Below are 12501 nucleotides of genomic sequence, written 5' to 3'. Positions count from 1 at the left end.
TCATGGATCGCCACGCACTGGCAGAACAGCCATCGGGAGAGGCCAAGGGCGGTGCGCTTCTGGATCTGATCCAGCGGCTAGGCTTTGTGCAGCTTGACAGTATCAATACGGTTGCGCGCGCCCATGATCTGATCCTTTTCTCGCGCAGACCCAGCTATCGTGGTGCGCACCTGAAAAGGCTCTATGAAAGGGAAAAAGAGCTGTTCGAACACTGGACGCATGATGCGGCCGTGATCCCGATGGAGTTCTACCCCCACTGGCATCTACGTTTTCAGCGCGACGCAGATTTGCTGAAGGCACGGTGGAAGAACTGGCGACGGGATGGGTTCGAACAGCAGTTTGAAAAGGTGTTAAAGCACATCCGTGACCATGGGCCGGTGTCTTCCTCGGACGTGGGCAAGGACGAAAAGAAAGGCTCGGGCGGTTGGTGGGATTGGCATCCGTCAAAAACCGCCTTGGAGTTTTTGTGGCGGTCTGGCGCGCTTACAGTTGTTGGCCGCGAGGGGTTTCAGAAACGCTATGACCTGACAGAGCGGGTTATTGAAACCCAGCTTTGTCCGGGAAACATGCATTGCGATGCAGAAGCAACTGTGGATTGGCTGTGCAACGCGGCACTTGACCGGCTTGGATTTGCGACATCAGGCGAGTTGGCTGCATTCTGGGACACGGTCAGCGCAGCAGAAGCCAAAAGCTGGTGCGCAAGGGCGCTGACCAAAGGCGATATAGAAGAGATCGAGATCACCTGCGCTGATGGGCGGCACCGTAAGGTCTTTGCCCGCCCAAACCTGACGGACCAGAGTTTGGACCTGCCCCAGCCAACCGGGCGCATCCGCGTGCTCAGCCCGTTTGACCCAATGCTGCGTGACCGCAATCGCGCAGAACGGTTGTTTGGCTTTCACTATCGGATCGAGGTCTTCGTGCCGGAACCCAAGCGCAGCTATGGTTACTACGTGTTTCCACTGCTGGAAGGTAACCGTTTAGTTGGCCGGATTGACATGAAAGCGCATCGCGATTGCGACATGTTGCACGTCAAAGCCCTATGGCCCGAGCGCGGATTACGCTGGTCCGACGCCCGTACCCGACGCCTGAACGCCGAACTGGACCGGGTACGCCGGTTGGCGGGTGTGACGCATGTCGAGTTTGCCAACAACTGGCTAAAAGACCCTAAATAGGGTCTATTCTGCATCCGTCAGGGTCAATTCGATCGGCGCGAGCCCGTCGATCTCACCGTTCAGTACATCCCCTGCCACAACCGGTCCAACACCGGCCGGCGTGCCCGTCAAGATCAGATCGCCGGGGCGCAGGTGATAAAAGCCAGACAGATGGCAGATGATTTCATCAATCTTCCAAATCAGTTCCTCAAGTGTCGCATCCTGACGTATCTCAGCATTCACACGAAGCCGGATGTGCTTGTCCGCGTCCGGAGACCAATCTTCGGCCAGTGTTAGAGGAGCAAATACAGCGCCGTTTTCGACATCTTTGCCCAGATCCCAGGGGCGCTGCTTGTTCCGCTCTCGTATCTGCAGGTCACGCCGGGTCATATCGAGGGCGCAGCCATAAGCGTATACAGCGTTCCAAGCTTGCGAACTGTTCGCGCGGAACACCGGTTTCCCGATGGCCAACGCCAGTTCCATTTCGTGGTGATAATTCTCGGTGCCCGCGGGGTACGCCACCTTTGCCCCGGACAAAACTGCGTTTGCGGTTGACTTGGTGAAGTAAAACGGCGCTTCGCGATCGACCTCGTTTCCCATTTCAGCCGCGTGGGCAGCATAATTTCGACCAACGCAGAATATGCGCCCAACGGGATACGCGGCCGTTTTGCCAATAACAGGAATTTTGACCGGGTCAGGAAGAGAAAAAAGGCTGTTTGACATGGTGCTCTCTGACAATTGCGTTGTTTCATCTTACGAGCGTCGGGCCGGTCAACAATACAGAAAAACACGCCGGAACTCGCCAAGGCTATTGCGATGTTTCAGCGCGAAGTCGCTCAATTCAGGTGGCCAACACAATGCCCGTTTCCAAGCCAGTTCACTTCCGCCTTTATGGCATCGTCTGGGGAAGAACACATACGACTTGGCTCAGGCATAAGTTGAACTATCTCCTAACTTGAAAGTTGTGAAGCCGACCTAACGAACGCCCGAAGTCCAAACTTGCTTCTATGGCGAACCGACCTGCCTGGGCACCATTTCGGAACCACTTATCAGTCGGCATTTGGCAACACTTATTTCGGAGAGCAAAGGCATACACCCACCCCTTGGGAAAAATGCCTTGATTAGAGCCTTTCTTGGCTCGGCACACACTCCGAAGCGCAGGCCGGACCGTCAGGCTACACGTGACGCAACCGGCCTCGGGCCAGGCACATAATATCCAGTCCGAGTCTGGCCGCCCCGTCGGAGAACCCCCCCTACATTCTCCGGCGGGGTCCCTGACAAAGTTCCTTAGAGTAGACCTTGGTCAGGGGTCGAGATCCTTCAAGTCGTTCAGAAGGTCGAGCAAAAGCTCATGCTTTTCAGCCCCAAGCTGAGATCGAATGCGTTCCGCCTGTGCGATACTTACAGAGAGATTGGCGCGAATGACCTGAACGCCGCTTGCGCTGATTTTAACAATCTGTCGACGGCGATCTGCGGGATGGGACCGCCTTGAGATCAATCCGCGCTGCTCAAGTTTCTGCAAAATCCGCGTGAGGCTGGGCAACAAAAGGCAAGCGCGGTCAGCCAGATGCGTTGGTTCCTGCGGACCCTCTTCGTTTAAGACACGCAACACACGCCATTGCTGTTCGGTGACACCAGCGTCAGCCAGCATGGCACGGATGGGTCCCATAACCTTTTCCCGCGCCCGCAAAAGCGCAATGGGCAAAGATCGCGACGTCAGAGGCAGATCTTCGGTCATGTTAAAATTATCGCCGAATTTCAGCTTTTTCGCAAGCAAACCGCACGTTCCCGTGAATACGCCGAACCCAGTCACGACAACAAACGGACCTGTCAAAATCAACAACGCCCCTGACAGTTTCACATTCTCGCTGGACAATTCGAAACCATCAGAGAAGATGCACAAGGGGCCCAACCGGAGTCCTTTGAAAACCTTGGATATGTGACAAAGAGAGACCCAATGGCTGCCCCCGAAAACGCGTTTAAAAAGGCTCTAAATCAGGGAAAACCCCAGATCGGATGCTGGATGAGTTTTGCCGAACCTGTCACAGCTGAGATCATGGGGACCGCAGGCTTCGATTGGTTGGTGATTGACGGAGAGCACGCTCCAAATGACATCCGCTCGATACGGGATCAGCTGATGGCATTGGCGGCCAGCCCGTCACATCCAGTGGTCCGCATTCCAATCGGCGAGACGTGGTTGATCAAGATGGTTCTGGATGCCGGGGCGCAGACCGTTTTGGTGCCGATCGTCGAAAGCGCCGAACAGGCCCGTGAACTGGTTCGTGCGTGTCGCTATCCTCCAACCGGTATACGCGGCGTAGGCGCGATGGCGTCACGCGCGACGATGTACGGATCTGTTTCGGACTATATCCAGACGGCAGACCAAGAGATCTGTTTGTTGCTGCAGGTTGAAACCCGCGCCGGATTGGCCGCATTGGATGACATTCTGCAAGTTGACGGCGTGGATGGTGTGTTCATCGGCCCCGCCGACCTGTCCACCGACATGGGGTATCAGGGCAACAGCGCTGCGCCCGAGATGCGCAAAGTCATCAGTGATGCTTTGGCGCAGATCAAGGCCGCCGGCAAAGCACCGGGCATCCTTGCAACCAATGACGAAGCACGGCAAGCCTATAAAGATATGGGGGCACAGTTCCTGGCCGTTGGCATTGACGTGATGCTGCTGGCGCAGGCGGCCCGTTCACTGTCGGAGCAGTGGAAGGAAAAGTGAGCTGTCAGGCACGCATGGCTGCAGCGGCCCGAGCGTACCCACCGGACGCGCCATCAACAAAATGCATGTGGTCGTCGCGCGTGGCCGAGGGCACAATGCATGTCATCATCGCTTCGTCTTGTGCGTGCAGCCCATACTTGATCTTGCCACGCGCCCGCGCCTCTTCCAGCATCTGTTCGATACGCTTCAGCGTGGACGGGTCGCAATCCAGCGTCATTTTCAAACCGTCGTCAAACTTGCGAAAGTCCGCATTGCTACTGACCATGTGCTTGTAGTGGTCCGGCTCGAACTGGCCCATGCGTTTTCCCGATTTAAACAAGATCGCAATAAGCAAATTCTGAAACAGCAAAACGATTTTTTGCAGCATAATATTTCGTCCGTTGCGCGACACATGGGCATCAATCTCTAAGCCTGGCGGCGGCCATTTCATGGGCGGGCCGTTCTCGGGCACAGGATGACCCGCGCGCTCCAGTTGCTCCGACATGGACAGCACAGATTGGGCAAGATCGGCAAAGTCACGTTCTGTGGCCGACGCCGTGGGCTCCACAACCAGCGAGACGATCTGACCATGCCGTGCCATACTGTTGGACCACCTGCAGGACAGGCCAGTCAAATCCGGCTGTACCCCCGGCTCGGCACGCTCAACCATATTGCGGCCTGCTTTCATCTCAGCCTCGGCCCAGGCCAGACCGCCACCTGAAAACATTGCGTAATCTACACCGGTTGATGGCGCATAGCGGGCAACACGCAAGTCTCGGTCGGCGGCTCGGATATCTGCCACCGATACCAATGCTGCGCGCAGCGGCATGGAAAACTCTTCCTCCGCCCAGCGTCGCAACGCGGCCAAAGCATTGCGTGCCGCGTCGACCTGACTGGGTGGCACGGCGAAACCAGCGCCGTCACCACCAAAGACATAAGGAAACAGCTTGCCGCCCATGGCGTTGATCATCGCTGAAATCACGGCGGCCCCGACCGTGTTAACCGTTTTGTACCGGCCCCGCGCGATTTCACCGGTTGAATCGACGATATCTGCAACACCCAATACCCAATCGTCCGGTACAGCCGAAAACCGTGCCGGATCCGCAACTAAGGTAAAATCCCGCAATAGGGGAAGGTTTTCATAAAACTCAGAATGGAGGTCTTTCATGGTCCCCCTCAAATCAATGTTGAGCAAAAACTAGGTGGACGTTGGTCCAAGTCCCGTACCTGAAACATACTACACACGCTTGTGCGTTGCGTCATGGCATGCCAAGCCTTTGCCTAAAGTGCGCAAAAAGGGGCAGGTTATGCAGGCAGGTTTGGTGGTTTTATGCCTGGGCTATGTGCTCAGCCAATTTTTCCGCGCGTTTCTGGCTGTTCTCAGCCTCGATCTGGAACGGGACATCGGCGCAACGCCTGAAGATCTGGCATTTGCCTCGGGCCTTTGGTTTCTGATTTTTGCCGCGATGCAAATCCCGGTCGGCTGGGCGCTGGATCGGGTTGGCCCACGGCTGACCGCAGCGGCACTGCTGTTGATTGGTGGCGCAGGAGGTGCCGGAGTTTTTGCGGCTGCTTCATCGCCACTGCACATCAGCATTGCCATGGGGCTGATCGGAGTTGGGTGCTCTCCTGTTCTTATGGCCTCATATTTCATCTTCGCACGTGAATACCCTCCTGCTCGGTTTGCCACTCTGGCTGCTGTGATGCTGGGGGTGGGGTCGGTCGGTAATCTTGTAGCATCATACCCGACGGCCCTTGCTGTAGAGTGGATGGGGTGGCGTGCCACAATGGTGGGTCTGGCCGGTATGTCCGCTGCTATTGCGGTTGGTATTTGGCTGACCGTACACGACCCAGAGAAGGCGGAAACGGATCACAAGGGGTCTTTGCTGGACCTGTTGAAAGAACCCACGCTTTGGCTGATCCTGCCGCTGATGTTGGTCGCATACGCACCCTCTGCCGCTTTGCGTGGTCTTTGGGCCGGGCCATATCTGAACGATGTCTTCGGTTTAAGCACAACGCAAATCGGCACCGCGACCCTGATCATGGGGGCCGCAATGATTGCTGGTACATTTGTCTACGGGCCGTTGGATCGCGTATTTGGCACTCGAAAATGGGTAATTTTTGCAGGCAATGCGCTGGGGGCAGTGGCGCTGACCTTGCTGTGCCTGTGGATTGACAACGCAATCTGGCTGTCTGTGCTGCTGCTGGCCGTCATCGGCTTTGCCGGGGCCAGCTTTCCGGTCATCATGGCCCATGGGCGGGCTTTCGTTCCGCCGCATCTGGTCGGCCGCGGCGTAACTCTTCTGAACTTGTTCGGGATCGGCGGTGTGGGCGTCGCCCAGTTCGTCACCGGCCGGATTCATGCAGCCACCGTTCAGACTGGGTCAACTGCGCCTTACACCGCGATATTCGGGTTTTTTGCCATATCGCTTGCCATTGGTTGCGTGATCTATCTATTCAGCCGGGATAGTGTCGACTGAAGCAGCCATCAGGAGAGCCCGGTGAAAGACCCCGTCGTCATAGCCCCAAATCTGAAACGCAGGCTTTCGGGCGTGACCGCAACCATCGCAAGGCTGGTTCCGCTGCAGGCACACTCCATCAAAATCGCCGCCACGGGCCCGGGCCTGCCCGCCGACATCCCGCATATCCCGCTGGGTCGCCTGCCCTTTCTGTCACGCCGTCCAACACGCGTTTGGCACGCCCGCCGCAACACCGAGATGCTTCTGGGCCTGATCCTGCGGAACGTATTCCGCCTGAAACTCAAACTGCTGTTCACCAGCGCATCCCAACGCCCCCACACGGGATATACCAAATGGCTGATCGGCAAGATGGACGCGATTGTAGCGACATCGCAAAAAACCGCCGGGTATCTTGAACGCGACGCACAGGTTGTCATGCATGGCATCAACCTTGAGGACTTTACGCCCCCACAGGACAAGGCCGCCGTTCGGACGAAACTGGGGCTGCCGGACGGGCTGCTGTTGGGATGCTACGGCCGCATCCGGCACCAAAAAGGTACAGATGCCTTTGTCGACGCGATGATCGATCTGTGTGGGCGGTTCGACGACGTGTCGGGCATCGTTATGGGCCGGGCCACCGAAAAGCACACCGCATTTCTAGCCGAGCTGAAAGACAAGGTTGCAAAAGCGGGCTTGTCTGATCGCATCCTGTTCATGCCTGAGGTCACGGTAGATCAGATTGCCGAATGGTATCAGGTTCTGGACCTGTTCATCGCGCCGCAGCGGTGGGAGGGGTTCGGGCTTACCCCCCTTGAAGCCATGGCCTGCGGCGTACCGGTTGTGGCCACCGATGTTGGCGCGTTTTCCGAGATCGTGACCGACCCCTCGCTGGGCCGGGTCGTAGCCCCCGACGACATTCCAGCGCTGGCCGATGCAGCGGCGGAGATGCTGGAAAACCGTGATTCCCTGTCGAAGGCCAGTCAGGCCGCCCGCGCCCATATCGAACAGAATTTCGATATTCACGGTGAAGCAGAGACGTTGGTTGCGCTCTACCAGCGACTTCTGAACGCCTGATGCGCTTCAATTCGACGTCAAACGTTCGATTCCACACCAAAAGCCCTTTTTTCTTCGCCGCAACGCAGCTATGAACGCGCGTCCTTAACTTTGGAGACATGAAATGGGCTATCGCGTCGTTGTCGCCGGCGCCACGGGTAACGTGGGCCGCGAAATGCTGAACATCCTGGCGGAACGCCAGTTCCCGGTCGATGAACTTGCCGCTCTGGCAAGCCGTCGTTCCTTGGGCACAGAGGTGAGCTTTGGCGACAAGACACTGACGACCCAGGACATCGACACGTTCGACTTCACCGGCTGGGACATGGCGCTGTTCGCCATCGGCTCGGACGCGACCAAGGCCTATGCCCCCAAGGCTGCGGCTGCGGGCTGCGTGGTGATCGATAACTCGTCGCTTTATCGCTATGACCCGGACATTCCGCTGATCGTACCGGAATGTAACCCCGAGGCGATCCACGACTATAAAAACAAGAACATCATTGCCAACCCCAACTGCTCGACCGCGCAGATGGTTGTCGCGCTGAAACCGCTGCATGACCGCGCCAAAATCAAGCGCGTGGTTGTCTCGACCTATCAGTCGGTGTCGGGCGCCGGTAAAGAAGGCATGGATGAGCTTTGGGATCAGACCAAAGCCATCTACAACCCAACCACCGAGGTTGAGCCGAAGAAGTTCCAGAAGCAGATCGCGTTCAACGTCATCCCCCAAATCGACGTCTTCATGGAAGACGGCTCGACCAAGGAAGAGTGGAAGATGGTGGTCGAGACCAAGAAGATCGTCGATCCCTCGATCAAAGTCACAGCCACCTGTGTCCGCGTTCCGGTCTTTGTCGGCCATTCCGAGGCCGTAAATATCGAGTTCGAAGAATTCCTGGACGAAGACGAAGCCCGCGACATCCTGCGCGAGGCACCGGGCATCATGGTGATCGACAAGCGCGAGGCCGGTGGCTACGTCTCGCCCATCGAATGCGCGGGCGACTTCGCCACATTCATTAGCCGTATCCGTCAGGATTCGACCGTGGAAAACGGCATCAACCTGTGGTGTGTCTCGGACAACCTGCGTAAGGGTGCCGCCCTGAACGCTGTCCAGATCGCTGAACTGCTGGGCCGTGAGGTTCTGAAAAAGGGTTGACGGTTCAATCCTGTCAAAGACCAAAAAAAACCCGCTGTTTGATCAGCGGGTTTTTGTTTCTGTAAGCCCAGATTGCAAACCGAAACTGGCTTTAGCTGCGCCTACGTTTTTTGTGGCAAGCTATTTAGGCCACTAGGCGGACATTCACCGGACTTGCGGTTCATAGTGCGACGGATGGCAGCGATGCGGACCAAACGGCCGTGGACAGCAAAGCAGCGAATGACCGCATTGATGCCGCGCACCACTTTTTTGATGCGCGGCTTGCGATATCACTCGCTTCGAACAATGTCCGAGTAAGCGCCATTCAGGTTGAGCGTGATTGTAACTGGATCATCGTCCCTATTGCGCCAGAACCAGCCGTGATCACCGGCGAAGGGGGTTTCAAAACTGCCCTCGCCTTCCGTTTGACCACGCCCTTTCTCGTAGGTCACGTTTTGGTCGCCCGCATGTGCATGGAGATCGAAGTTGATCCGACCACCATCTGCCACCCACGCGTAGAAAAGTGTCGCCCCCTCTTCCATGGTTGCCTTGATCTCGGTGAACTCACCCGGTTCAAGCGTGAATGTGATTGTGTCCCGCCACGCTTCTTGAGCGTGCGCTGTTCCAACAAACAGACCAAAGATGTCGCCTAGCAGGCTGGACGACTGGTCAGGCCCATGAAGCTGTTGGTCTTGTTCGGCTTCATCCGCCAGTTCCTGCTTGATTTCACCCATCTCAGTCAGGCCAAGCACGCGGCCTGCACCCGTTGGATCGATCCCGTATTCCGCAGGCAGCACAACAGCGACCAGTATTGCCACGGCGCTAACAGCCGCGATGATGGTGGACCGAAGGAGTTGGGCTGAGCTTGGCAACTCTTCGAGGCTCGGTTTTTTTGCATTAAACATCTGTGCTGTTCCTTATGCGGCCACGAAGTAGCCAGTGAGTTGGTACCCCATCAGCACAAAGCCGATGGTCATCATGACGACATTGACGGTGTAGGCTTGTTCGAAGAACTTGGCGCTCTTTCGCCAGTACCCCATGACGATGAGGATGGCTGCGAGTGCCAGCAGTTGACCGATCTCAACGCCAACATTGAACGCTAGAAGGTTGGGCAGAAGCCCGTCAGGTGCGATCTGATAGTCCAATATCTTCGTGGCCAAGCCAGTGCCGTGAAACAGGCCAAAGATGAAAGTCGCCGCCTTGGTATTAGGCTGGAAACCGAACCACCGCTGATAGGCCCCGAGGTTGTCGAGCGCCTTGTAGACTACCGACAGCCCGATGATGGCATCGACAATGTATGAACTGATGCCCCAGCCAAACCAGACGCCTGCAAGCATCGTGATGGAATGCCCCACGGCAAAGAGGCTCACGTAGACTGCAACGTCTTTCGACCGATGGAGGAAGAAGACGACGCCGAGGAGGAACAGGATATGGTCGTAGCCCGTCACCATGTGTTTGGCCCCGAGATACATGAAGGGGATGATGTGCACGCCCCAGATTTCTTGGATGTAGCCAGCATCGCCGGGCGTAACATCATGCGCCAATGCTGCGCTTGTCGATAGCAACAACATGGATAGGACGAAGAACGCGAGACGCTTAGAACTGCGCCTAACGCCTTCAATGAAGGTTCTCATGGATTAACTCCGCATAGTAGTTGGATTGATCAGTGGTGCGCGAGAGCCGCGCAGAGCCGATCAAGCGCGCGGAGGTCGGTCTATTCGGAACTGACGGGTGGGGCCGTTGGCGGAAGCCAGCCGTCGCCAGGCCTCGCCTAGGTGCAATTCAGGTGCGATGCCGGGGCCGCTGGTAAGAAACGCCTGATTGTGGTCATGATCCGCCACATCGTGGCTATGGCCGTGCATCGCCCAGAATAGGTCTTCTTCGAAGCCATGTGAATGGCCATGATCTTCAACCATTTCCAGATGGTCTTGGATCGTCTCAAATATCACCGGTGCATGAGAGAATGATGGCGTTACAGACCAAACGACCAACGCGAGACAGAGGGCAGCCAAGCCAACTCTCTGAATGTGCTCGTAAGCCTGTTTCATCACATCTGTCTGCCCGGTGATCGCAGCCTTTATGCGGCCGCCATGATTTTGTTAACTTCTACCGTAGTGTGCGCCACGTGGTCAATTCCGGACAACAGACCATCGTATAGATTGGGCTGCCTTGGGCCTGCTACGGCACCCGAAGCGATAACTCCGCATAGCTGCCTTTCGTTCCTCTTGCAGCATCGGTCACGATCGGCTCCAAACGGACCTCGCCCCTCAATACAGTTCCACATCCAACCTCCCATTCCTCTCACTCAGCACCTACTGACTCATCAACCATACTCGTCGGCTCTTCTAACGAAACGTTTTCAAAGACCGGCCCCGAACGCGGCAGGTTCCCCCAACCAGTTGACAAAAACAGGCGCGCTTGCCACCTAAATACAGAACCTTGACTGCGGCAGAAGTAACCCAACACCCCACAGGCAGTGTCCCGCGCAAGGTGGCTGAGGCAAGCATGCAGGTTTCGACCAAACGCAGAATTGGCAGAACTCTGACCGTCGGATGCGCGTGTATTCTGATGGCGCTTGTCGTTGTTGGCTTTACCGGACAGATTTTTGCGGTGGGGGACTCGGTTGCCCTGTTGCGTCCGCAGGCGGGGGTTTTACTTTTGCCTTGTGCCGTGTTGCTGCTCTACTTGCGCGCAAGATACATGGCTCTGACAACCTTGGCTGTTGCTGTGATGGCTCTCGGCTCCATTGCCGCCAGCTATGCTGCACCCTCTGCGGAATGCAATGGAACCTGCCTGACGCTGTACCAAAAGAATCTGATGAGCAGGGCTTGGCCTCGCTATCCTTTGGCGGACGATATCATCGCCTCCAACGCCCAGATCGTGACATTGCAGGAAGTATCCAGTCACAACCAAAAATACATGAACAACCTCTTCGAACACTATCCATCCAAGGCCGTATGCAGCTTTCGCCCCGAGCAGAGCGTTGCCATCCTGACGACACTGCCTATCGTCGAAAACTCAGAGTTTTGCCTTAAGGGCAGTGGATTGGTCGGCGTACAGGTCGAGGCACCCGATGAGACTGCGGTTTGGATCGTTTCGGTGCACCTGAAATGGCCGTTTCCATACGATCAGGCACAACAAAGCCAGGTTATCGCGGATCGCATCGCGGATCTGGACGGACCTGTCCTGATCGCGGGGGATTTCAATATGGTGCCTTGGGGGGCCAGCGTCCAAAGGATTGCGGCGGCGGCAGACAATCAAAGTTTCGGAACTGCGCTGAACACGCATAACCTCGGCAGTTGGAAGGTGCCGTTACCGATAGACAACCTGCTGTTTCCCAAAGGCACAACCGGAACTGTCGAACTGCGCCCGTTCATGGGATCGGATCATCTTGGGAAACTTGCCCGATTTCGCATTGAATAGTGTCTAAACACCGCTGTTCAGGGCAAGTTTAATGCGCGTGATCAACTGTTGTTTTCGACCAGCGTTTTCAAATTGGTCAAGCCGCGCTGGTAGTCGCCGCCCACCCAATTATCCATCATCAACCCCATCCATCTGGACATCGGATTAAGACCCAAATTAGATTCAAAGCCCCAGGTCACCAATGTCGCCCCTCCATCCGGTTCCAACAGGAAGAACGCCGAGGCTGTCCCCATCGGACCGAAATCCAGTTCCGTTAGGACCTGCTGATTCTCAGTACTTTCGACGATCACCTGCGAACCAGTACCAACCTGTGGATGGTCCGAGGCCCAGTTCAGAGTGTTTCCGACCCCACTGTCGGGTCCGGAATAGGTGAGTTGGGTGTCAGGATCACGGTGCAGCCAAGGAGACCATTGTTCCGTCTCTTGCATGGAATTCACGTAGGGAAAAATCGCCTCGGCTGGCGCATCGATGGTGATGCTGCGGGACACTTCGGCCTTGCCGGGCAACAGATACGACACCGCGATCAGCGCAACAACAAGCAGGCCCAATCCCGCCAGAATGCGTAAAAAAACTTTCATCTCA

13 protein-coding genes are annotated in these 12501 nt (G+C 56.4%); 6 read left to right on the top strand and 7 right to left on the bottom strand.

The window, feature by feature from the left end; all coding sequences use genetic code 11:
* The first annotated feature begins 2 nt into the window (after positions 1-2).
* Positions 3-1172, top strand: a complete 1170-nt coding sequence (locus GS636_RS14740; protein WP_253762810.1) for a winged helix-turn-helix domain-containing protein — start codon at positions 3-5, stop codon at positions 1170-1172.
* Between the two features lie 3 nt (positions 1173-1175).
* On the opposite strand, the gene GS636_RS14735 is transcribed toward GS636_RS14740, so the two are convergent.
* Positions 1176-1874, bottom strand: coding sequence for a fumarylacetoacetate hydrolase family protein (locus GS636_RS14735; protein WP_171670194.1), 699 nt, complete (start codon positions 1872-1874; stop codon positions 1176-1178).
* A 580-nt stretch (positions 1875-2454) separates the two neighbouring features.
* Complete coding sequence (hpaR, locus tag GS636_RS14730; protein WP_371808731.1) at positions 2455-3054, bottom strand: homoprotocatechuate degradation operon regulator HpaR; 600 nt, start codon at positions 3052-3054, stop codon at positions 2455-2457.
* 54 nt (positions 3055-3108) lie between these two features.
* Between hpaR and GS636_RS14725 the strand changes: the two genes are divergently transcribed.
* Positions 3109-3879 (top strand): HpcH/HpaI aldolase/citrate lyase family protein, encoded by a 771-nt coding sequence (locus GS636_RS14725; protein ID WP_171670192.1) that lies wholly within the window; start codon positions 3109-3111, stop codon positions 3877-3879.
* A 4-nt stretch (positions 3880-3883) separates the two neighbouring features.
* Here the strand turns inward: GS636_RS14725 and GS636_RS14720 are convergent, their stop codons facing one another.
* Entirely contained in the window at positions 3884-5026 is a 1143-nt protein-coding gene (locus GS636_RS14720) for a DUF3095 domain-containing protein (protein ID WP_171670190.1), read from the bottom strand.
* A gap of 139 nt (positions 5027-5165) precedes the next feature.
* Here GS636_RS14720 and GS636_RS14715 point away from each other — a divergent pair, with 139 nt between their 5' ends.
* The 3 genes from GS636_RS14715 to GS636_RS14705 all read left to right on the top strand — a co-directional run bounded on the left by GS636_RS14715 (position 5166) and on the right by GS636_RS14705 (position 8517).
* A complete protein-coding gene (locus tag GS636_RS14715) occupies positions 5166-6338 on the top strand; it encodes an MFS transporter (RefSeq protein ID WP_171670187.1) in 1173 nt (390 codons plus the stop codon).
* A 21-nt stretch (positions 6339-6359) separates the two neighbouring features.
* Entirely contained in the window at positions 6360-7391 is a 1032-nt protein-coding gene (locus tag GS636_RS14710; RefSeq protein ID WP_171670185.1) for a glycosyltransferase family 4 protein, read from the top strand.
* A 103-nt stretch (positions 7392-7494) separates the two neighbouring features.
* Positions 7495-8517: an aspartate-semialdehyde dehydrogenase gene (locus tag GS636_RS14705; protein ID WP_171670182.1), complete on the top strand. Its 1023-nt coding sequence runs from the start codon at positions 7495-7497 to the stop codon at positions 8515-8517.
* Between the two features lie 269 nt (positions 8518-8786).
* Here the strand turns inward: GS636_RS14705 and GS636_RS14700 are convergent, their stop codons facing one another.
* The 3 genes from GS636_RS14700 to GS636_RS14690 form a co-directional block, all read right to left on the bottom strand.
* Positions 8787-9401 carry a transmembrane anchor protein gene (locus GS636_RS14700; RefSeq protein ID WP_171184554.1) on the bottom strand — a complete coding sequence of 205 codons (615 nt, stop codon included), beginning with the start codon at positions 9399-9401 and terminating at the stop codon, positions 8787-8789.
* 12 nt (positions 9402-9413) lie between these two features.
* Positions 9414-10067, bottom strand: a complete 654-nt coding sequence (locus GS636_RS14695) for a HupE/UreJ family protein (RefSeq protein ID WP_253746717.1) — start codon at positions 10065-10067, stop codon at positions 9414-9416.
* 123 nt (positions 10068-10190) lie between these two features.
* On the bottom strand, positions 10191-10544 hold the full coding sequence (locus tag GS636_RS14690; RefSeq protein ID WP_171670179.1) for a hypothetical protein: 354 nt from the start codon (positions 10542-10544) through the stop codon (positions 10191-10193).
* Between the two features lie 457 nt (positions 10545-11001).
* On the opposite strand from GS636_RS14690, the gene GS636_RS14685 reads away from it, so the two are divergent.
* Positions 11002-11919, top strand: a complete 918-nt coding sequence (locus GS636_RS14685; RefSeq protein WP_171184560.1) for an endonuclease/exonuclease/phosphatase family protein — start codon at positions 11002-11004, stop codon at positions 11917-11919.
* A gap of 41 nt (positions 11920-11960) precedes the next feature.
* On the opposite strand, the gene GS636_RS14680 is transcribed toward GS636_RS14685, so the two are convergent.
* Complete coding sequence (locus tag GS636_RS14680; protein ID WP_171184561.1) at positions 11961-12497, bottom strand: SRPBCC family protein; 537 nt, start codon at positions 12495-12497, stop codon at positions 11961-11963.
* Between the last annotated feature and the right edge of the window lie 4 nt (positions 12498-12501).

The organism is Ruegeria sp. HKCCD4884 (assembly GCF_013110855.1).
Lineage (GTDB): Bacteria > Pseudomonadota > Alphaproteobacteria > Rhodobacterales > Rhodobacteraceae > Ruegeria.
This window is presented reverse-complemented; position numbering and strand designations above follow the sequence as displayed.